We start from the raw sequence: 22,847 nt of genomic DNA, 5'->3' as shown, positions 1-22,847 counted from the left end.
GTAGGAATAATCATCCCAACTCCATGACTCTTAGATTGACAACGATTCAATCAAGCATTCTCTGCTGAAGGCTTGATTGCCATCAGGATCAGTAGCCCACCTATTCCTGCTAGAGCAGCCATCATACCGAACAGGATCCAGTGATTCACATGCTGTAACAAGGATACGATTGGAGGTCCTAGAGATACCCCGATAAATCTTGTACTACTATATAAGGATGTAATCGTCCCTCGTTGTTCTTTCTCAATACCTTCCGTAATTAACGCATCCATACAAGGAAGAGCGCTTCCTATCCCTGCACCGCAAAGAGAAAACAGACTAATCACAAAAACAATCTGACTACTAAAGCCTGTAATGATTAGACAAATGGTTATGAGCGCCATACCACCGAACCCGATCCATTTCATTCGGTTCTTATTCTGTCCAATCACTTTTCCACCGATGTAGGAGCTCAAGCAAAGCACGGCAAGTGGAATCGCCAATACTAATCCTTTGAGTACGCCATCAAGTTTATATTTCGATTCTAAGGTATCTGATAAATAGAAGAGTACCCCGAACAATATAAACATACAGATGCAACCCACAGCAAAAATGGCATATAACCACCGGCCTTTCTCCTTCAATGCATCTTTCGTTCCAGACAGGAATTTCTTTAATGAATCGTTAGATGGGGTTTTACTTGGCGTTTGGACGAGAAATATAACGAGTACCAATGAAATCATACAGAGCACAGGTATACTAATAAAGGGTAGATACCATAACACGATCCCAAGTGCTGCACCTAGAATTGGACTAATGACTTTACCCAATGTGTTCGAGGTCTCTATAATCCCCAAGCCTTTACTTACCTCTTCCTCTTGTTCAAACATATCCCCCACTAAAGGAATAACGATTGGAAATGCTCCCGCCGCACCGATTCCTTGAAGAAGTCTCCCCCCCAGTATGATCCAGTAAGCTGTCATATCAGCAGTAAGCCAAGCAGCAATGGCAGAGATCGCCCCACCCACAGCTGCGATAATTAGACTTGGAATAATAACTTTTTTCCTACCGAACCGATCTGAAAGATATCCTGCAATAGGAATTAATAGTATAGCCACAATCGCATACACCGTAATTAACATGCTTACTTTAAAAGAACTTACATGAAGTTCCCGAGAAATCAGAGGTAATATAGGAATTAGCATGGAGTTACCAAGCGTCATGATGAGCGGAATGGAGGCAAGAGCAACCAAGTCCCACTTCTTATTCTTCATTCTTAAACCACCTTTAGGGTACTTCAGACATACCTATTGTGGTTTAATTGCTCCAATCATATTCACATGATCATTTTTAGAAAGTGAAATATAACAATAGGCCCTCATAAAGGGCCTATTTCTCATTTCGATCCACTACCGTGAGTGGAGGAAATGAATCCATAACGTCAGAGTCATCTGATTCGACAAATCTCTTCAGCGAGGAAAGTTTATTCTCCCAGAAGCGTTCATAGTAAGAGACCCACTTCTTCAGTTCAAGCAATGGCTCAGGGTCTAATCGGTAACGCGTTTCTCGGCCTACCTTCTGATCCTTCACCAATCCAGCTTCCGCAAGCACTCTTAAATGCTTCGACACAGCCGTACGACTCATTGTAAAATGTCCACTTATAATGGTTACAGACATCTCCTGATCGCTAAGTAAATGTAGTAACCTGCGGCGTGTAGGATCGGCAATTGCTTGAAAGACATCATGCTTAGATGCGGGTTCAGACATTCTTAGGCCTCTACAAGCTTTCTAAGTTTGTCCACCATGCCAACCCAACCCATAGCCATTCTGTCGCGTACAATGGCATGTGTTTCACCGGATTCGGTTATACTATCCACGTCCCAACCAGAATGAATGAGTGTAAATTCCGTTGTATCATCCAATGCAATTAACTCGAACGTTAATACCCAGTCCTTACCCCAATTGAAAGATAGTTTGTTCGGTCTATCGATTACCGTCACTTTACATGGCGATTTACCGAAAGGTCCCGCTTCCAAATGAAACTCATGACCCTCGATGGGTTGAAAGTCACTTGGCATGAACCATGTCGCAATCCCCTCTGCCGTCGCAACCGCGTTCCACACCTTTTCTATTGAAGCCTTAAGAATAAGCGTTTGTCTAATTTCCGGAATATGACCTTGTACTTCTGTATGTTGCTTTTCCATTTTACTTACCTCCATAATTGTATGTTTCCATCCCGTAATTACGAAACCATTTGGTTTCATTTAATTTCATATTACGATGCCATTGGGTATCATGTCAAACCTAATTCTATTCTTGTTAGCATCTCCACAAGCTTGTCTAGCATACTTCATGTACAATTAAGCGCAAAAAAGCAGCCCCTTAGGACCGCTTAATTACTAACTTTAAGTGTACATATCTAACAACATTCACGTAAGGAGTTCGTATTTCTCTGAACTAACCTCTGTGATGAAATGACTTGGTTCTCCTAGACTATAGATGTGAAGAAGATGCATAGCACGTGTACAAACCGTATAGAACAGTTTCCGCTCACTCTCACGAGTATATGACTCATTGGAGGCGTTATATATAATTACAGCATCAAATTCCACACCCTTAGCTAAATACGACGGAATAACCAACGTTCCTTTTACAAAAGAAGGCGTTGTTTTGGTCACCTTTTTCAGTGTCAGATGTTCCTTAAGAGCGTCATAAACCTGCTTACTTTCCTCAAGTGTCTTACAAATAATCGCTGTATGTTCATAACCTTGGTCATTTAGAACTTTAATATCTTCTATGATCTTCTGGTGTAGGTGATCACGATTGGTTTCAATCACAACTATCGGCTTATCCCCTTGGCGATTAAATGGGACGATATTCTCCCCACCAGGCATCATACTCCGAGTGAAATCTACAATCTCATAGGTTGAACGATAACTTCTTATTAGGGATATCACTTCTGTTTCCTGTGGACCGTACAATTGCTGAAGCGATTCCATACTATCCAGCACAGAAGCATGCGTATAAATCCCTTGGTTTAAATCTCCAAGTGCCGTCATGCGGGCGCGTGGAAACAATCTTTTTAAATATTCAAGTTGGAATGGCGAGTAATCCTGAACCTCATCAATGAATACATAACGAATGGCATTGTTCGTCTGAAAACCTTTGACCAATTCCTGTAAATATAGATAGGGTGTCGCATCTTCATATGATAATTTGCCACTCTTCAAGTCAGCTACCGTTATTTCACTGATTTCATTCCAGTACGCAGGTAACGTACTCTGCCCGCTAACAGACTGAAGAAGTCCTTTACTTAGAAATAGTTCACGATACAATCCCTTAGCGTCCACGAAACGTTTGCGTTTAATCCATCTACGAACGGGTTTCAACCATTCATTCACAATCATACGAGCTAGTAGATCTCGCTCCTTCTCATAATCATCGAATGTGTCTTTCTTCTTATGTTGTTTCCGTCGAACACGAGTATATGCTTTCTGATATTCATCAGCACTTAGCAGATCAATCTGATTGTCTACCCAAGCTGCCTCTCGCTCATTTTTAGCGAATACCGACAATTCCTTCAGCATCCAATCCCGCATCATCTCAATACGATTATCTAACTTGACGCTGGGTTCAAAGCTATAGAACTTCTCCTTCATCGTATCTGAAGATATAATCAGTCTTCCTTGGAATTGAATGGCTCTGAACATCATTCCGCGGGACTCTAAATATTCCTTATATCGGGTAACGACCTCCAAATAAGCAGGAGAAGATTTATAATTGATGGATGCCTTCTTTACTTCGAGTGAATGTCCTTCATCTGTATTTAGCATGGTTTCCATTTGTGAAAATATATCTTCAAGTTCAAATTCTTTAGCTAGTCGAAAGTCTAAATAGGCTTGAAAAGTTGTCTGTTGCATATTCTCTTCACCAAGTTCAGGGAGAACTGAAGACACATAACTATTAAACAGAGGATTAGGCGAGAAAAGGAGTACTTGATCTGCCTTCAAGATCTCACGATATTTGTACAGTAAATAGGCGACACGCTGTAGCGCAGCAGATGTTTTACCACTACCTGCCGAACCCTGCACAACCAACATCCGACTCTTGTCATTACGTATCACTGCATTTTGTTCCTTTTGAATCGTGGCTACGATACTCTTCATTTGGTTATCAGCACTATGACTAAGCACCTGTTGAAGTAGCTCATCGCCAATCGTGACGCCCGTGTCGAACAAGACTTGAATTTGAGCATTCCGAATGACGAACTGTCGCTTAAGATTCATTTCTCCGTTGATCTCACCCATTGGTGTATCATAACTTGCCGGCCCAGGTGCACCGTCATAATATAGACTAGATACTGGCGCACGCCAGTCATATACAAGAAACGTAGCGTCATCGTCATCCAAGAAAGAAGCTATACCAAGATAGATTGTTTCCTTGTGATTCGAACCATTTTCTTCAAAATCAATCCGTCCGAAATAAGGAGACCTAACGAGTAACTTCATTTTCTTCAAGGACTCCGAAGACTGAAGGTGACTCCGTTCACGCTCTGACAATACCTGAGACTGCTGTCGTAGACTTGTAGAGGTTTCACCTAAGTCATCTGAACTACTAAAGTTCACTCTTACTTCATCCCAGAACTCCTTACGTAAATCTACGACGTCGCCGCGTACGTTACCTACTTCTCGTTGAAGTTTCTCAATTCTACGTGTAACTTTAGTCGTTACTTCATCGACTCGGTGCTGTTCGTCACGCCACTCTTGGTCGCTCGTGCCCATGGTTGTTTCATCCCCTTACTTTGTTTGACAAAATTATTGATGTGTGATATAATATACTAATATTTTGTATTTTTAAGTTTTAATTCCAATTACATAGCACGATCTATTGTAGCAATCCACTGAAAAGAAATCAAATAACATCATATATAACATTCAAACGGATATCATCTTTTAATAGATGATATCCGTTTCTTGTGTAACTATACTATATTCTTATCAATTCATGCTCATACAATGGCATCAAATAAAGGAACAATGTCAATCCCGTCTGCGGAAATCCTTACTAATCCTTTATCTGACAAACGAATTTCTGGAATAACTACAAGTGCGAGTAATGATAAAGTCATGAACGCATTATTAAGTGTACAACCCGCACGTATCAAGGCATGACTTATGGCCTCTGACTGAAGTGCCACCGTCTCGAACGGTTCTGGTGACATCAATCCACCAACAGGAAGTGGAAATGACGTGATCTCATCATTCGTCACCATAACTACTCCACCCTGCATTTCTGCAGCGAGATTTCCTGCCTTAGCCATGAGTTCATCATCATTTCCAATAACCGTCAAATTATGACTATCATGTGCTACCGTCATTGCGATTGCTGCTGGAATGTTCAATCCAAGCCCCTTCAGTATACCAAGCGCATGTCCACCATTTAATCCATGGCGTTCAAACACCCCCATTTTGCATAGGTCATCCGAAGAATCCAGATTCACATGATGGTTCTCTACTTTAACTTTGACTTTCCTTTCACGTGTATCCACGTGATTCTCAACGACTTCAATCGCTTTAGCAACAAGAGATCCATCCGCGATAGGAGCCACGATCTGGAAATCCAATTCACCCAATTGACGACCAATATGAACCGTCTCGAATGCTTCCTTAGGAATGTTGTACCCCTCCCATGTCGTCGTCATTACACCATTCTCAGCAACAACTTGACCTGAAGCAATGGTCAACACCACATCAACATCAGCTAAATTCCCATCAAGCAATATAATATCTGCACATGACCCAGGCGTAATGGATCCAATATCTCTAGCAACGCCAAACCGTTCCGCTGTATTTATGGTAGCCATTTGGAAAGCAGTCACAGGCTTAACACCTTGGGCAATCGCATGGCGTACTACAAAATTCATATGTCCTTCTCTCAAGAGAGACTCCGAACTTCGATCATCGGTTACTAGCATCATTCGTCTTGTATCTATGCCACTTTCGGTATGAGCCTTAATTGTCTCTGCCACATCATGCCAAGCAGATCCTTGGCGCATTTTGGCATACATGCCAAGTCGGATGCGTTCAATAACATCTTCTTTAGTCACACATTCGTGATCTCCACTCACTCCGCTAGCTGCGTATACAGGCAAACGCCAGTCATCCGACTTCCACGTGAAATGCCCATCTGCATATTTCCCTGCACGAAGGGTCGCCTGAATTTCACGAATCATTCTGTCATCACCATATACAACACCAGGGAAGTTCATTACTTCACCTAATCCAATCATGTCCGGACCCCAACTTAGCGCTTCGGCTACTTCTTCCGGTCCAATGAACGCCCCTGTTGTCTCGAGCCCAGGATGCGTTGAAGGAACACATGAAGCCACCTGCATGTATGCCGCTAGAGGGGTCGTTCTTGCTTCTTCTAACATAAAGCGCAGACCTTTAAGTCCCATCACGTTGGATATTTCATGCGCATCAAAGAACCCTCCAGTTGTACCTAATGGAAGTACCGCCTTTGCGAATTCTGATACAGTTAGCTGGGTACTCTCAATATGACAATGTCCGTCCAACAATCCTGGTGCTGCATATTTTCCTTTTCCATCAATGACTTTCGTGTTCTCATCTATAGCATGAGTGATATCTTTACCTACATACGCTATTCTTGAACCCTGTATCGCTATGGACATTCCCGGTAGTATTTCACCAGAAACAACATTCACCAGATTAACATTGACGAGCGCAAGCGTCGCTTTCAAATCTCCACGTGCTGTGGCTACAAGCTCAGGCATACAGTCCGCTAAAGTCGATCTGTTCGATTGAAATAATTGTGTCATAAAAAAACCTCCCTAAGATCTCTTGATGAAATAAGCATCAATGGTTTATAAGCTTGTTATGTATTATAAATGTATGTCACCTTCACGTACATTAATATTTCATAAGTTTCATAAAATCCAATCCACACCATAAAATTACCGTTACATATTATGGAAACTACAGCATAATTCAACTAATATTAGTATGATTTTCCTACTTAGATCAGCAATCCATCTTTCCATAAAAAAACTACCTTAGAAATCAAGGTAGTCTATTTCTATCTTTTCCGAAACTTATTTAACCAACTCCGCCATCTACCCGAGATCAATTTGGGCTCGACTTTATCCTCATCATATCTGTGATTGTTATCTACTAGTCGATTAAGCCGATTTAATTGAAGCCCATAATCATACATCGATGCGGCAACAATAGCTAATCGATATGACCCCTTGCCATCTTGTTCAATATAATGCTTCAGGGTTCCTTTGATAAATTCATCACTACTTTCTTCTGTCAATAAAGCGTCTGTCGTATTTGGCTTCAGCTTATGATCGAACTTGAGTAGAATATGTTCATGAAATTTAGTTAACATTTCAATCTCATCGATGAATGCTTGATCTGTATCCGATATTCGTTCCGACTGAAAGTAGTGATCTTCGATCGTTTCTAGAACTTCTCGACCTTTTTCCAGTGAATGAAACATTTGCTTATACACAACTAAGTGCCTGCTTTCATTGAATGAGTTCCGCTTTAGCTTCTTGTGTTCTTCCTCAAATAATACGTATTTATCAGATAGGAATCTTATGTCGCTTTCTAATTTGTTCTTTTCATCCTTAAATATATTCTCTTTCATCTCATCTGTAATGGATGTCCGGAGCAACAAAGACATTTGATCGAAAATACCATGAATCTGTCCATACAATTGCTGCTTCGGTTTCGGTGGAATGACGAATATATTAATTAAAAAGGCCGAGATAATCCCAATAATACTAAGTGAGAATCGATTCAAAGCGAATTGCCACTGTCCTGATGCCTCCATTACGGCAATTACAGTAACCAATGTTAACCCGATTGTATCCCCCATATTGAGTTTTAGACAAATCATAATAACTAGAATACAGACAAGCCCAACCGCAATAGGTTCACTTGAGAAAAAATACCCTGCGAGCATCGCTATAACCGCACCCAATGTGTTGGTCTGAAGTTGATCTAGAAAGTAACGCCACGAACGATAAATCGAAGGTTGCATTGCAAATATAGCCGCTACAGCAGCAATAACAGAAGGGGCTAAATCAAGCCACGAACTTAGATATAGGGCAAGGGTTACTGCAATCCCTGTTTTTAGCATACGTGCGCCAAAAGTCATAGCCAACTCTCCTTTCACAATAGGTTATACATGTATTACCCCATCCACAATCTAATGATGCATTAGCGTGATGAGGCTATTATGCATGAAATCTTAAAGATTGATCATACTAATTCTGGAAAACAATTGTATGAAGAGGTGAAATGAAACATGAATTACACGAGAAAATTTACTACACTAGCATTATCAACGATGATGGCTGGTCTTATCGTGAGCGGAACACAAATCGTTTATGCAGATGAGACGGTTCCTGTAACAGATCCCCCTCATCATAGACCACATGGAAACCATCATCAACATGGTGGTATCACAAAAGATGCAGCTCATTTACTTGGCATGGAACGTCAGGACTTATTAAAGGAATGGCAGAAGGGTAAGACTCTTGTTCAAATCGCGCAAACACAAAAGGGATGGAATGAAGAAACCTTCATCCAAAAATTAAGTGATATTGAACTCAAGAAAATCGATGCAGCCATCAAGTCTGGGAAGATAAGTAAAGAACAAGGCATTCTAATCAAGAAAAAATTGCCTGGGAAACTCAAAAACGTGCTGAATCACAAACATGGAAATCACCATGAACGGATTCCTGGCACTTTCTCACACCTATAACTTGATTACCCACCTAAACTTTAAAATCCTAACTCATCGTTAGGATTTTTGTTATTTCCTTTGAAATTATAATCATTTCTTCTTCTCAGGAGCTGACACCGGTACTTCTAGTAAATCCAGAGCGAACATGAAGATTGGTACTCCGAGAATAAGTCCCCATACACCTAAGAAGTGTTCGAACACAATCAGAACGGTGAATGTATAAAAGATTGGCAGATGCGTTTTGGAGGACATGAATTTGGGATTCATAAAATAAGCTTCAAAAGCATGTAATCCTGCCACCATAATAAGAACATAAACCACTTTTATGACACCACCAATTTTGAATGCAATCGCACACAAAGGCACTAATGAGACGAAGACACCGACGACGGGAACTAACCCCAATAGAAAGATCATGATCGAAAGAGCAAATAAGTTGGGAAATCCCATGAACCAGAGAAACATTGTTGAAATAAGACAGTTAATGATCGCGATCAAGAATTGTACTTCAATCACTTTGCCGAATGAGAATACAAACTTCTTCCCGAAATAAGCTAATTCATCATAGAAATAAGAAAATTTGCTATCCTTAAATTTCTTGCTGAACTGCGTAACATTCTCCTTCTCTAACATGAAAAATAGGCTCATAATAAGCGCGATCCCAATGTTAAAGCTCCACGTACCAATGTTAGAAATCGTCTTCACGATAAGGTCCCAGCCCTGATCCACATAACTAGCTACATCAATCTTACGAGCTGATTCCATGAGATAGTTCATCAGTTTATTATCCGTTGGTTCAAAGGGCTTACTATAAAATGCTATTACTTGCTGCACGAGATCATTCAACTGTGATATCAGCTTAGGTGCATATTTAATTGTACCAACTGTTAAGACGGTCAGAACCAGTGCATATAGAATCACAACGATTACAATACCTTTAATCTTAAAACGTTTCGTAATGTTCTTGGTAAGGAATGAATGAACACGATTGACCAGATATGTAATGATAAACGTGATTAATAAAAGGTTCATCATACTTCTAAATGCGTAAAGCGCCAAGACTAGCGTTAACAGAACGACTATTCTTTTTACTGCTGGACTTTGGAGTGATTCTTTAAATGATGTCATCACGTATGGCTAAGCTCCCTGTGTTCAAGGTATTTTTTAATATAGCTAACGGCTTCTTCTACATCATTAGCACTAATACCTATTGTATCATTAGACTTATACTGTTGAAAAGCGTGATCATACCTCGGATCATAATAATTTTCTAATAATAACTGAACGGCGGTATTATACTCATCCGCTTGCATTGCCGACTCGATTTCCTTAGCAATAGGGATGTGAATTCTTCCCTTCATCATTTGAAATGCTTGTAGGCATTCCGCTTTATGCTTAAGTGGTTCATAATCCGTAATAATCTGTTTTACACGTTCACGCATCTGCATATCAATCGTAATTACGACACCTTGTTCCTTCTTAGATACTAAGAAACTGGGAAGCACCACTTTTCCAATCCGTTTGCTTTCCTCTTCTATTAGCACATAGGGAGCATTTTGTAATTTATTAATACTTTGGAGGAGCAATGCGTCAAATGTTTTTTGGTTATGAGAATGAAGTCCAATATCACCAAAAATTGAACCCCGATGATTCGCCATTCCTTCTAAATCCATGACTGGATAACCCTCTTCTTGCAGACGTTTCAGAATCGCCGTTTTCCCTGTACCGGTATGACCTTGGATAACAATTGCTTCCGGTTCAAAGTGACAATTCTCTAGCGATTCTACCACCCATTTACGATAGGCACGCACGCCACCTGTTAGACGATATACTTGAATATCCATGAGTGAAAGTACAGTAGCTGTTGTTCTACTCCGCATACCACCTCGCCAGCAAAAGACTGCTTTACCACCTTCAATCTCACCAAATTTTCTTACAAAGTCTGGAAGTTTAGCGGACATCACCTCTAGGCCTCGGTCTTTCGCAGATTGAGAACTTACTTGTTTATACAGTGTTCCTATTTCTGCCCTTTCAGCATCATCAAATACAGGTATATTCAGACTTCCGGGAATTGTTGCATCACGAAATTCAGAAGGTGATCTAACATCGATCAACGTTATCTCATTTTTTTGTTGTAGCAATAGTAGTTCTTCTATTGTAATGTCTTGGAACAATGATTTTCGTCTCCCTTAGTACTTCATTATTATTCTACAGTAATATGTCCCGGATGAACTGAGACGACGTGACCAATACGACTTGCTTCAACGCCATTTTCAATTAGTTCAGCCAACAAATGATCTCCTTGTTCCTCAGGAACAGAGATAAGAAGACCCCCGGATGTGACGGCATCGCATAAAATCCACTGATCAATCATATCCATCGCCTCGGGATAAGTAACTGATCCTTGTAAATAAGCATGGTTATTCTTCGTGCCACCAGGAACCTTACCCTCTAAAGCTAATTCCCTTACACGGGGAAGCACTGGCACATTATTTTTCAAAATGACAATTCCTGTACCACTGCCTTTTGCCATTTCTGAAGTATGTCCAAGCAACCCAAAACCTGTAACGTCCGTACAAGCATGTACATCATAAGAATCCATCACTTCAGCAGCTGTTTTATTCAGCGTTGACATGATTTCTGTGAGTCGAATTATCTCATCTTCGCTTAGTTTATCATTCTTTAATGACGTCGTAAGAATACCTACTCCAATGGGCTTCGTAAGGATTAGGACATCCCCCGGCTTGGCTCCTGCATTGGTCCGAATCCTGTCCGGATGGACTAATCCCGTAACAGCAAGTCCGAATTTAGGCTCTTTATCATCAATCGAATGTCCACCAACAAGTGTCACACCCGCTTCTTTCAGTTTATCTGCAGCACCACGGAGAATATCTGATAGTACTTGTTTATCCAGTACAGAAATAGGAAATGCCACGATATTAAGTGCCGTCAATGGTTTACCACCCATCGCATATATATCACTGATCGCATTAGCTGCAGCAATTTGCCCGAAGGAATACGGATCATCAACAATCGGTGTGAAGAAGTCGACAGTTTGAACCAGTGCAAGTTCATCACTAATACGGTACACGCCTGCATCATCACTTGTATTAAGACCAACCAATAGATTGGGATTGTTCTCAGTAGATGGAAGTGTACGAAGTACTTCTGCTAAATCAGCAGGTCCAATCTTACAGCCGCATCCTCCTTTTGTTGAATAAGCAGTAAGCTTGATTTGATCTGTCATCATAATCATCCTCTCTATTTGAAAAAAAGCACTAACCCAAACTGTTTTATGCTGAAATATTTCCTCTGAAACACACTTGTACATTATCCCTTCATTATAAGGACACCATCTCCCTAAGTCTATTAGGATTAGGATCTGTAAAATTAAAATACCCTTAAAAAAATATCTAACTTTTTTATAAACTCTTAAGGATTGAATCTGAAACTTCTGATACACTGGTATCTAGTAAGTGCGCATATATTAAAGGGGGATTTAAGTAAATGACTGACAAACAATTAGGGAATCCAGGAAATGAACCATTCGAAGGAAAACCCGAGGAATCAAACTTAGACAATAATACAAACATTGAAAGTGAAGTTGTATTAAGCGAACCAACGACAATTACAACTTCAGAACCACTTGAATTGACAGAGGAGATTGTTGCTCAACCTCTAGATGCTCAGGATCCGTTAGACAATGCATCTGCTCCTGTTCCACCATCAAACAGTAAACGTAATCTATGGATGGGTCTTTCGCTTGTACTTGCTGTAGCACTTGTAATCGTTCTTATTAAACCACCATTTAACGGTGGTAGCAATGAGGCTGTCGCTACTGTGAATGGCGTTAAAATCACAAAGGACAAGCTGTATAGCCAATTGGTTACCATTGGTGGTGCTCAAACACTAGATAATCTCATTACAGAAGAACTTATTGACCAAGAAGTTACGAAAGCTAAGATCACGATTACAGATGCAGATCTAACGAAGGAACTGGATTCTCTCAAGAAGAGTCTTGGAACTGAGGATGCATTCAATCAAGCTCTTACCCAAGCTGGTATGACTTTGGAAGACCTTAAGAAAGAAATGAATGTACAGGTTAAAATTCGTAAATTAGTTGAGCCACAAGTGAAGATCACTGATGCAGACATCAAGAAATATTTCGAAGAAAATGTCGGTGCATTTGATACAGCAGAACAAGTACGAGTATCCCACATTCTAGTTGCTACCAAAGAAGAAGCTGAAAGTATCTTGAAGGAACTTGAAGGTGGAGCGGATTTCGCTACCCTTGCCAAAGCTAAATCTTTGGATACCAATTCCAAAGACAAAGGTGGAGACATGGATTTCTTCGCTCGCGGTGCCGTTGGGGATGAAGATTTCGAAAATGCAGCATTTGCTTTAGACAAAGGCAAACTTAGTGGTGTTGTCAAATCAGCTGGTGGATTCCATATCATTAAAGCAACAGATCACAAAGATGCACATAAAGCAACTTTAGAAGAGAAAACAACAGAGATTAAAGAACTGTTAACAAGTCAACAAATTACAAAGTTATCTTCTACTTGGTTAGCTACTCTTAAAGAAAAAGCTGATATTAAAAACACATTAGTTAAAGAAGAAGTAGCTCCGACTACAGAAACACCAGCTAAGACAGAAAAATAACATTCTTACTTTAATAGACCGCGTGGGTGATCCCATGCGGTCTATTTTTTTTGTCTATTTTTAGCTTTAATTGTTACCGATATGGTACTTAATAGGCCTTCTATCCTGAATCAACAATTATATCAATAATTATTAAGACCCATATATAGACTCTAGCTCCTATATAATGATAGTATATGAAAAAGAAGTTACATAAATTAGGAATAAGGAGGATGTTTGCTATGTCATGGCTATTTAGACTTCCACTTCATCAAAAAGTTATCGCTGGATGTTATCTTGTTGCTACCCTATTCTCTCTTCCTGTCTTTGTTACCTTTATTGTATTTGGAAAGATTTTTGTTGGAATTATACTTATTGCATTACTTCTAGCACTTACATATCCTCTTTCTCGGTTTATTGAGAAAACGCTAACATCATCTTTTGATGAGATATCTATCGTCACTACCCGAATTGCCCAAGGTGACTTTTCAGAACGGGCTAGTGAGACAGGTTCCATGGTCAAATTGAATCAGTCCTTCAATACTATGATTGATAAACTCACCACGATACTAAATGATGCATCTAGCATAACGAAACAAGTCATGGGTACAAGTCGCGGTATTACAGAAAAAAATCAGGAACTTAAGCTAGTCATGACACAAGTTGCAAGTTCATCGCAAGAACTGGCAGTCGGAGCCAATGAAATCTCTCAAGATATTGCAGGTATGACAGAGTCCATTCAAGATATTGAAGAAAAGGTAAGTAATTATACTCTTTCAACCAAAGCTATGAATGAACGTTCGATAAACACACTTCAACTCGTGGAAAGTGGTCGTGAATCCGTTGCCCAACAAGCTGAAGGCATGAAAAAAAATATTTATGCCACACAACAGGTTTCCAAAAGTATTGATGCCCTATCTAGGAACGCAAAACGTATTTCCAGAATCACAAAATCTATTTCTGATTTAGCAGAACAGACAAATCTACTATCTCTTAATGCATCTATTGAAGCCGCACGTGCTGGAGAACATGGTAGAGGATTTGCTGTTGTAGCTCAAGAGGTGCGTAAGTTAGCTGAAGAATCAGCAACGTCCACGCAGGGAGTATTCGGGTTAGTAAGAAGTATAGAAGATGATATACAGCAAGCCCTTGATAACATTCTTATCAATGAAGAAATCGTGAGTCAACAGAATGCAATGATCATTGAGGCTGAACAAATATTTTCCCAAATAATATTAAGTGTTCAGTACATATCCGAACAAATTGCTGCTTTCTCCAATGAAAGCGACATCATGTTGGAAAGTGCCCACAAGATTTCTTCATCCATTCAGAATATCTCAGCTATTACTGAAGAATCTGCAGCCGGTACACAACAGGTATCTGCATCCATGAATGATCAGATGTCTACTATCCAAGCTGTGGCTGAAGAAGCGGAGATTATGAATAAGGCTGTCTTCCAACTTCAAAAGACGATTAATATTTTCAAATTCTAATATTAAGAGCACAAATAAAGAGGCCCCTTGAGTGGGCCTCTTTATTTGCGTATGGTGCAAACACTTGGTTCCCGCCATGTATTACTTTTTATCGTCCGTAGGCTCCTGAATATCATTAGCCTTCATTTCATCTTCATCTACCGATTCAACGACTGTCCGCTGGTAGTTTCTACGTTTATCCTTATTCCGTTCTGCTCTGTTTCTTCGTATTAACCACAGAACTAACCATACAATAATCACAAAGAGTAAGATTGGAGATGCTCCAAAGAGAATAACGACCAACCACTGAAACAAGATGGTTAAAGCTGTAACGGTTCCTTTAAGTGCATCATTCGCGCGTTCGAATAAAGGCGCCTTCTCTTCCTTAATTAAGGCTGGATCCACTACCCCTTCTTGTTGAAATAATCGAATTGTAATCGTTGAGTAGGACACATTATTATTAATGTAGCGCATCCGGCCTTTGGTTTGTTCAATATCCTCCTGAATTTTTCCTAGCTCAGTTGCAAAAGCGACCAATTCGTTCGTCTTTGTTGCTTTTTCCATAAACGCTGTATACTGCTTCTCCATCACTTCTTTCACTTTAAGACGTGATTCCAGATCCACATACTCCTCTGATACATCCTGACCTTTCATACTTTGCTGTAACGATTCATGCTTTAATTTCTCTATTTTGTTTAATAAGGATGAGAAACCATTCGCCGGCACTTTAAGGACAAATGTACCTCCAACCTCTTGTGTTGATTGATCCTCTGAGAATTCCACAATATAACCACCTGAAAGTGATACCAAATTCCTCACTTCTGACTGCGATACTGAGTAATCCTTGACGCGCATGACGAGATTCGCCGTGTAAATGAGTTTCTTATTCAATCCCTCTGCAGTAGAAGGACTATTAAATCCAACTGGTTGTTCAGAAGGTACCACCGTCGTGGACGTTCCGCTAGTCTGTAGTTCTTTATCTGATAGGGCTGTCTTATCTTGCTCCTTAGGAGCCTCCGCCATTTCTTCGGCCATTGGAACGGCTTGTGATGCTTCTATACTGCTTCCATCTTGTGAATCAGCTTTTGATTCCGAATGATTAGCATTGGATGCCGAACAGCTACTTAATAACATGGATAATAACAGAATGCAAATAAACCCCCGTTTACGCATCGTATTCCTCCCATTTTCCTTCATTTTAGCATCATCAATTTCGATTTAATTGACTCTATACTCAGAGAACCGATATCAGATGCTTTCTTTAAAGACGTTTACAATACTTGGAAAGTTGCATCTGGTGAGAATAGATTGCGGTTAACAATTTATCTTGTTTGTATGAAGCTTCTACGTGTATAATGATACAGCAAACATACGTTTGCATTGTTGTATGTCAGTCAACTTCGTCAGTCACAGGAGGTCCTATGAAAGGAACTACACATCTTGCTATTGGTACGGTAATCGGCATTGCTGCTGCCATGTACTATCCATTTACGATTCAGAATGCAGCTATTTATATTTCAGTATCCGCCTTTTCTGCTCTTAGTGCAGATTTAGACGGACCTAGCATTCTAAGCTCCAGAATTGGTAAGGTCTCCAAACAACTTCGTCAACTTCTTGTCTGGATTGGCGTATTACTCACATCTGTGTTAACCTTTCTATTTCTCTCCGAACAGTCATTCTACCCCGAATATACCATCATTTGTCTGGTTGCTTTACTCTTTGGGTTCATTACCAAGGAAGGTTTAATTCGCAATGCGCTAGTTAGTGCAATAGGTGGAATAATCATGTATGGTGGCTGGTATTTTCATATGAACTGGTTAATCGGGCTTGGTCTATTCATCGCTTGGGCACCTTGGTTGAGACACCGAGGTATGACTCATACGGTGTGGGCGGTATGTATGTGGGGAATCATAAGTTATGGCATGGAACAACAGCTACAAGTTAAAGGCTTAATGGCAGTATCGACGACAAGCTACCTCTCACATCTTCTCGCTGATACATTAACACCGCAAGGTGTGAAATGGTTGTATCCTCTTTATAAGAGATCGATAAAGTTACATCTGTAATAACTTCGGACAGGAAACCAAGCGGAACTCATGATATGAACCTCTTGGTTTTTTCATTTGGATTTATGGATTTATTATAAGGGATTTACATATCATTATTTCTTTCCTCGTCCACGCCTTTATTACAAATTTCGAATACCTTATAGTATTACAATTTGAGAATTGCTCTTGAAATAAGCATAAAAATTCCAACAGAAAGGAGAGACTTTTTTCATGTAACAACTATAATTGAAGAAAATAAAAATCCTATCTAAAGGAGTCAATCAATATGACCACATATTATATAAGTAACACCGGTAATGACTCTAGTGTAGGGACCAGTACAGACAATCCATGGGCTACATTAAGCAAAATTAAACAATCAGGTATCTTATTCAATTCAGGAGATAGTATCCTTTTAAAGAGGAATGACACCTTTTACGGTAGTTTAGACTTGCCGGGAGGAATATTAGAGGATAATAGGCTACTTGTATCATGTTATGGTACTGGTAATAAGCCAAAAATATGTGGATATAAAAATCTAAATATTTCTAGTTCTTGGACGCTTCATGTAAGTGGGGTATGGAAGATATCCCTTAGAGATACCACCAAGTTCACAGGCAATATCTACACAACAGATACTAATGTAGGGTTTCTAAAAGTAGATGGGGTCATCAAAGGTTTCAAGAAATCAAAATTAACGACTCTTATCAATCCTTGGGATTTCTATTGCGATGACACTTATTTATATGTAAAAGCAACAGCGAATCCAACTACATTAAATGCTGATATTCGAGCCTCAGTTAATCTGCCTCTACATGAGAAAAAAAACAACACGAAGATAATAAGTATTGAGTTTATAGGCAGTGGTAGCCATGGGATGTCTGGAGCATCTGAAAATACAGATATTTATGATTGTGATGTTCATGAAATCGGCGGGTCTTACTTGGAAGGCTATGGTGATGGAACTGTTAGATATGGTAATGGGATAGAATGTTACTCTTATTCCAAAAATATTATCATAGAGAACAACCGAGTATATGACTGTTTTGATGCTGCTTTTACCACACAGGGTCCCATACTACAAGGTAGATCTGGATTTGAAGACATCCTAATCAAGAACAACGTAGATTGGAATAACACCCAATCCTTTGAGACCTGGGCAGAAGGGTCTGTAGCTGGAACAGGTTTTATACGGTGCAAATTCGAAGAAAATATATGTTTAAATGCAGGTTGGGGATGGGGTTATGATGTACGCTCAGACATCTATTTAGGACAAAACTTACTCCTGTACCAAATAACAGTACCTGTAGTAGATGTCACCGTAAAAAATAATGTATTCTATAATCCAAAACAGAGTGCTTACTGGGGTTCTAATTCTTTCGGTGGTAACTTTCCTAAAGGCTATAACTTGGACGGTAATCAGATTTTCATAGAAAAAGGAAAACTAATCAATGGAAATACCCTTGGTGGGACCTTCAAGATAGAGAATTATAGTTCTTTTGTGACTGCTACTGGAAAAGATAAGACATCAAGTTTCTTTATAATACCCAATAATGCTAATCAAGATATTCCTACCATGTTTACAAGCATCATAAATACGCTAGGTATATCTAATGCCAAGGACAATATATTACAATTAAATTTAAATGCAATCAAAGGCTCACTCGAAAAAGTAAAAGCATCCCTCCTATCAAGCTCCACACTCGCTGAGCAAGTTATCCACACAGATAGAGGAATAGAGTTACTACATGCTGGCTCATATGCTAAAGCAATGGGAGGGTATGTATCGTACTATACAGATGTTATAGGAACTGGCTATGCTAAGTTGTTTACAACTACCATAACTAACGGGAATTCGAGAATGGATTTAACGATGGATTACATGTTATGTGGCGATTCTGTTAATAATCGAAAAACAGTTGGTAAGGTTAATTTACAGGTTATCCCCTCCCCCGTATTAGGAACTGGAACGAAAGTTACCCTTGATGTAATTGAGTTTTTAGATTTTAACTTAGGGTTTACTAGGACAGATTTTGTTGCTGTTATAGAGAAAGAAACGTCAGGTACTGTAATCGTTTCACTATTCTTCAATGTCGCAAAAAAGGATTGGATTAGACTCTGTTATCAACCCAATTTGTTATTTACAACAAGTCCTGCAAACGAGCCATATGTATTCTATAATAATCAACCTTTAGTAACATCACTACCTACGGGAACAAAAATATTGCCTTCTAATGACACTATGTATGTCCGAAAACCAGCCGTTGGTACGACAGTCCCTACTAGCAAGCCTAGTTATATAGGTCAACAATTTATTAACACTTCTACTAAAAAGGTCTATATAGCGACAGGAATAACAGCAGTCAGTGATTGGACAGTCATGAACTAAACATTTGGTTAGATGGGGTCAGAGGTCAGTATCTCTTAAAGAGCTCTTAAGAGAGTCTACTGACCAACTCACATCAATAAGTTATTTCGATTTTACAATTAATGATTTAATCGTTTTCTTGCTCATTTGAATTAGTGTATAGACTTTCAATAGCTTCGTTCGCTTCGTATTGTTAATAATGCGGATGTGATAATTGATCTTAACCCTATCTGCCCAAAAAAACTTATATTCTTGCCGACCACTCATAAAATCAATTTCTTTCACTCCACTATTCAAATAATGCTCCATCACTCGATTCAAAAGAACTACGCCTACGCCGTATTCAGTGAATTCAGTCGAGAATGACGTAATATACAAATAAACTTTATCCCGATAAGAAAAAGTAAGCATAGCAGAAGCAATATTGCCATTAACCTCGATGTAAGAAAAATTAACACTGTTGTCTTCTTGAAAGAGTGGGATAATCTCTTTGTAAAAGGATACAACACCTGGTTCGTTAAAGAGGCTTTCCTGCCACTTTTTTTTATGTAGCTCAGTAAAACTGTTCCAAATTCGTTCATCACATGGCTCATTCAACTTAATATTCACTTCGTGCTCACGACATAACTTTCGTTCTTTGCGCTGTATGGCTTTAATTCTGTTGATATCTGCTTTTTGGTCATTGTACTTCTCCATGTTCACATATGGAGATGAGGACAATTGCCTAGTAAACATTTCAAACTGCTCCCCGAAGCATTGATGAACTAAGGCAGTCGTAGGATTGTCAGACTGAAAGCTAATCAAATCTATCCAATCCCACTCCTCTTGATAGAAAACAAGGGCTTGGAAGATTTGCTTCATCAATTTGATATGATCATATTGATTATGTAAGTAGAATGTGTTGGATTCGCCTGTACCTGAAATAATACATTGTAACGATTTCACAGTACGCCATTTCACTTTACATGTATTTATACATAAAGGCGCTATGGCTAAGCACTGAGACTCATCTGTTACTACGACGATAAATAATTGCTTATTATCGTCAAACATGTATTTTAAATAGGACTGTAGCCATTCCCATGTATCAAAAATTTCTGCACCATCTACATTGTTAATTAATTCGCGCCATTGTTCTTCCAACTTTGACAACTCTTCTACACCACGTATGATTGTAGTCTTCATAATAAGAGTTCCTAACTCCTCTCCTAAGAACAATTGTTATACTTCACCACTAACCTGAAGTTTACTGATGACTAATCTTTCGTAAATTGGAAGTAAAGATCTGTAATATTGATTTGGACTATACATTTGTGCATCAGTTATACATTGCTTACTCATTTTTAGATAACTACTGCTGTCCATGCTATATAGAAGACGAATAGAATCAGACAGTTCTCTAACATTCCCCCTTTCGAATAAGAAGCCCGACTGTCTATTCTTTATTAGCTCTCTCACACCTCCTGTTTCTGACCCTATAACAGGTGTCCCCATGCTAAACGATTCAATAATCGTCAGACCGAACACTTCATGCCAAATGGATGGAATCACGGTTGCCTTTGCTTTTAATATTAACTGCTGCAGTTCTATACCTGACTTAAAACCTAAAAACGCTATGTTGTTAATTCCTTCCGAAGACACCCTTTGTTCAAGTCGCTCTCTTTCCGGACCTGTTCCTACAATCAATAACTTGCATGAACCTTCTACTAATTTCATCGCATCTAATAAGACATCTATTCCCTTTTCTTCCGATAATCTTCCGTAATATAATAGATAGTCCTCTTTAATTTCATCACCTTGGTTTGCGGCAACTGTTGAGAAATCATTTGTTATAAAATTGGGCAAATGAACGAGTTTTGAATCCGGATATCCGTTGTTCAATAATTGCGAGTACATAAAGTTACTTGGACAAATAATAATATCCGCGATATCATATGATTTTTTGGCCTTATGATAATAGGCTTCAATCGTCAGCAACAAGCTTGCAGCTCTAGAATTTTTATGGCAGTTATTTATAAAGCAGTTGAAGTACTTATCGTTTGCACACTTTGTACAAATCTCACCTTTATTAAACAACTTATAATTGGGGCAAATCATTTTATAATCATGCGAGGTATGTACGGTAGGTATATTATATTTCTTCAGTGCATGAAACACGGATGGTGTTAGCTGATGATATACCAAATTCACATGCGCTATATCTGGTTTGGTTGCTTCGATCAGCTTGCATAACTTCTGATAGGCTTCCTTAGAGTTAATCAGTTTTAATCCATCTTTCACTTTTCCAAGAACCGAGCCATCTTCTCCATAATTGATATTATCTACAAAGTAGCCCTTATACTCACTATCCATATTCTTTTCATCTTCCATACTGAAATCAATCACTGTATGACCATTGTCTTCTAGCATTTTTTTAAGACCGAAAAAATACGTCTCGCTTCCGCCTTTAACATAATAATATTTGTTAATTAATAATATCTTCATTGATATACTCCTTTACGCTCAGAAATCTCTGTCTCCAAGTATTTCTTTCAGCGTAAGTCCTATATATTTCCTTGTCGTGCGTTTCGTTTACCCCTTGCTTAATAAGTTCAACGAATTCGTCTTTTGTCTCATATAACCACGCTGGTGAATTCATTTCTTCAACTTCATTTAACTTGGCAGAAACAGCAGGTAAGCCGGCAGCGAAATACTCGTACAATTTCAATGGGTGTATGCTATTCGTTAACTTGTTATTCGTAAAAGGCATAATACCAACATCAGCAGCTTTCAGATATTTAGGGATATCTGAGTGAGCTTTTTTTCCTAGTAATAGTAGATTGGCGTTTTCTGAAGCAATGGATTGTATCTTTTCATTTGTCCCTCCGATAATGATAAATGCCATATGTTTCAGCTTTTTAACCGCATATTGAATTAATTCATAGTCGAACCAATCGTCGAGCGCACCCACATAAACTACCTTTGGCATATCCGTAATCGGTTTATACTCTTCAGGTATTTCATCATTCGTATTTTTGAATCTCATGGTATCCACACCATTGGGGAGATAAAGAACATTTTTATTATATGTCCTCGCTTGATCAACTAAATTCTTGGCAGTAACGATCACTACGTTAGATTTCTTGATAAGTTCTGTCTGTAAATACAGTAGGTTACGGTAAGCTCCAGAAAATCCAGAAAAATCATCTGCCATCCGATGTACTAGATAACGATGCTTCAATTTCTCAGTGCTATAATACATTTTTACATTCGTCATCCATAATACATCGTATTGCTCATCCCTTAACTCTTGATGGATACTTTTTGGAGCACACTCCAAGTAATACTTCGCCCACAACTTACTATTTAGAAGAGGTAACCTGCAAAATGGAAGACTCACACGCGGGTAGTGGATATTGAGGTTTTCATTTATCTTATGATTAGACTTTTTGCTTAGGAAACTTGTGGGCTGAGGAGACCATGTGATGTGATTGCTGTCATTGGCAAACTCTTTTGCATAATAATGACTGCCAACTTGAAAAACAGTATCGTAATCCATATACTCACACATTAATATTTTCATGT

18 protein-coding genes are annotated in these 22,847 nt (G+C 39.1%); 5 read left to right on the top strand and 13 right to left on the bottom strand.

Features of this window, described 5'->3' with window-relative positions:
• Nucleotides 1-50: 50 nt before the first annotated feature.
• The 6 genes from bcbE to BW961_RS23750 all read right to left on the bottom strand — a co-directional run bounded on the left by bcbE (nucleotide 51) and on the right by BW961_RS23750 (nucleotide 8,163).
• On the bottom strand, nucleotides 51-1,253 hold the full coding sequence (gene bcbE, locus BW961_RS23775) for a bacillibactin exporter BcbE (RefSeq protein ID WP_068588285.1): 1,203 nt from the start codon (nucleotides 1,251-1,253) through the stop codon (nucleotides 51-53).
• A gap of 115 nt (nucleotides 1,254-1,368) precedes the next feature.
• Nucleotides 1,369-1,746, bottom strand: coding sequence for an ArsR/SmtB family transcription factor (locus tag BW961_RS23770; protein WP_068588281.1), 378 nt, complete (start codon nucleotides 1,744-1,746; stop codon nucleotides 1,369-1,371).
• A gap of 2 nt (nucleotides 1,747-1,748) precedes the next feature.
• On the bottom strand, nucleotides 1,749-2,183 hold the full coding sequence (locus BW961_RS23765) for an SRPBCC family protein (protein WP_068588276.1): 435 nt from the start codon (nucleotides 2,181-2,183) through the stop codon (nucleotides 1,749-1,751).
• 225 nt (nucleotides 2,184-2,408) lie between these two features.
• Nucleotides 2,409-4,760 carry an RNA polymerase recycling motor HelD gene (helD, locus tag BW961_RS23760; protein ID WP_068588273.1) on the bottom strand — a complete coding sequence of 784 codons (2,352 nt, stop codon included), beginning with the start codon at nucleotides 4,758-4,760 and terminating at the stop codon, nucleotides 2,409-2,411.
• Nucleotides 4,761-4,987: 227 nt separating this feature from the next.
• A complete protein-coding gene (locus tag BW961_RS23755) occupies nucleotides 4,988-6,817 on the bottom strand; it encodes an adenine deaminase (RefSeq protein ID WP_068588270.1) in 1,830 nt (609 codons plus the stop codon).
• A 257-nt stretch (nucleotides 6,818-7,074) separates the two neighbouring features.
• A complete protein-coding gene (locus tag BW961_RS23750; protein WP_068588267.1) occupies nucleotides 7,075-8,163 on the bottom strand; it encodes an FUSC family protein in 1,089 nt (362 codons plus the stop codon).
• A gap of 150 nt (nucleotides 8,164-8,313) precedes the next feature.
• On the opposite strand from BW961_RS23750, the gene BW961_RS23745 reads away from it, so the two are divergent.
• Nucleotides 8,314-8,772, top strand: a complete 459-nt coding sequence (locus BW961_RS23745; protein ID WP_068588265.1) for a hypothetical protein — start codon at nucleotides 8,314-8,316, stop codon at nucleotides 8,770-8,772.
• A 72-nt stretch (nucleotides 8,773-8,844) separates the two neighbouring features.
• On the opposite strand, the gene BW961_RS23740 is transcribed toward BW961_RS23745, so the two are convergent.
• From BW961_RS23740 to selD, 3 genes are read right to left on the bottom strand one after another with little or no spacing between them, the layout of a single operon-like run.
• A complete protein-coding gene (locus tag BW961_RS23740; RefSeq protein ID WP_068588261.1) occupies nucleotides 8,845-9,882 on the bottom strand; it encodes an AI-2E family transporter in 1,038 nt (345 codons plus the stop codon).
• Complete coding sequence (gene mnmH, locus BW961_RS23735) at nucleotides 9,882-10,928, bottom strand: tRNA 2-selenouridine(34) synthase MnmH (RefSeq protein ID WP_068588258.1); 1,047 nt, start codon at nucleotides 10,926-10,928, stop codon at nucleotides 9,882-9,884. Before mnmH ends, BW961_RS23740 begins: the two co-directional genes overlap by 1 nt.
• A 29-nt stretch (nucleotides 10,929-10,957) precedes the next feature.
• A complete protein-coding gene (selD, locus tag BW961_RS23730) occupies nucleotides 10,958-12,004 on the bottom strand; it encodes a selenide, water dikinase SelD (RefSeq protein ID WP_394327635.1) in 1,047 nt (348 codons plus the stop codon).
• Nucleotides 12,005-12,261: 257 nt separating this feature from the next.
• Here selD and BW961_RS23725 point away from each other — a divergent pair, with 257 nt between their 5' ends.
• Nucleotides 12,262-13,416, top strand: coding sequence for a foldase protein PrsA (locus BW961_RS23725; protein WP_082867566.1), 1,155 nt, complete (start codon nucleotides 12,262-12,264; stop codon nucleotides 13,414-13,416).
• 221 nt (nucleotides 13,417-13,637) lie between these two features.
• Nucleotides 13,638-14,888 carry a methyl-accepting chemotaxis protein gene (locus BW961_RS23720; RefSeq protein WP_068588255.1) on the top strand — a complete coding sequence of 417 codons (1,251 nt, stop codon included), beginning with the start codon at nucleotides 13,638-13,640 and terminating at the stop codon, nucleotides 14,886-14,888.
• Nucleotides 14,889-14,969: 81 nt separating this feature from the next.
• Here the strand turns inward: BW961_RS23720 and BW961_RS23715 are convergent, their stop codons facing one another.
• Nucleotides 14,970-16,040, bottom strand: a complete 1,071-nt coding sequence (locus tag BW961_RS23715) for a DUF4349 domain-containing protein (RefSeq protein ID WP_068588253.1) — start codon at nucleotides 16,038-16,040, stop codon at nucleotides 14,970-14,972.
• A 248-nt stretch (nucleotides 16,041-16,288) separates the two neighbouring features.
• Between BW961_RS23715 and BW961_RS23710 the strand changes: the two genes are divergently transcribed.
• Nucleotides 16,289-16,933 carry a metal-dependent hydrolase gene (locus BW961_RS23710; protein ID WP_068588251.1) on the top strand — a complete coding sequence of 215 codons (645 nt, stop codon included), beginning with the start codon at nucleotides 16,289-16,291 and terminating at the stop codon, nucleotides 16,931-16,933.
• A 268-nt stretch (nucleotides 16,934-17,201) separates the two neighbouring features.
• Nucleotides 17,202-19,304, top strand: coding sequence for a hypothetical protein (locus BW961_RS23705; protein ID WP_068588248.1), 2,103 nt, complete (start codon nucleotides 17,202-17,204; stop codon nucleotides 19,302-19,304).
• A gap of 81 nt (nucleotides 19,305-19,385) precedes the next feature.
• Here the strand turns inward: BW961_RS23705 and BW961_RS23700 are convergent, their stop codons facing one another.
• The 3 genes from BW961_RS23700 to BW961_RS23690 are packed head-to-tail and all read right to left on the bottom strand — an operon-like array spanning nucleotide 19,386 to nucleotide 22,845.
• The gene (locus BW961_RS23700) at nucleotides 19,386-20,468 is read right to left on the bottom strand and encodes a GNAT family N-acetyltransferase (protein WP_068588245.1); all 1,083 of its coding nucleotides are present in this window, start codon (nucleotides 20,466-20,468) and stop codon (nucleotides 19,386-19,388) included.
• 36 nt (nucleotides 20,469-20,504) lie between these two features.
• Nucleotides 20,505-21,767 carry a glycosyltransferase family 4 protein gene (locus BW961_RS23695; RefSeq protein WP_068588242.1) on the bottom strand — a complete coding sequence of 421 codons (1,263 nt, stop codon included), beginning with the start codon at nucleotides 21,765-21,767 and terminating at the stop codon, nucleotides 20,505-20,507.
• The gene (locus BW961_RS23690; RefSeq protein ID WP_068588239.1) at nucleotides 21,748-22,845 is read right to left on the bottom strand and encodes a glycosyltransferase; all 1,098 of its coding nucleotides are present in this window, start codon (nucleotides 22,843-22,845) and stop codon (nucleotides 21,748-21,750) included. The genes BW961_RS23695 and BW961_RS23690 overlap by 20 nt, the downstream gene beginning before the upstream one ends.
• Between the last annotated feature and the right edge of the window lie 2 nt (nucleotides 22,846-22,847).

This window comes from Paenibacillus macquariensis (assembly GCF_900156375.1).
Lineage (GTDB): Bacteria > Bacillota > Bacilli > Paenibacillales > Paenibacillaceae > Paenibacillus_AQ > Paenibacillus_AQ macquariensis.
Note: the sequence above shows the minus strand (reverse complement) of the source record. Positions and strands in the feature narration are given on the sequence as shown.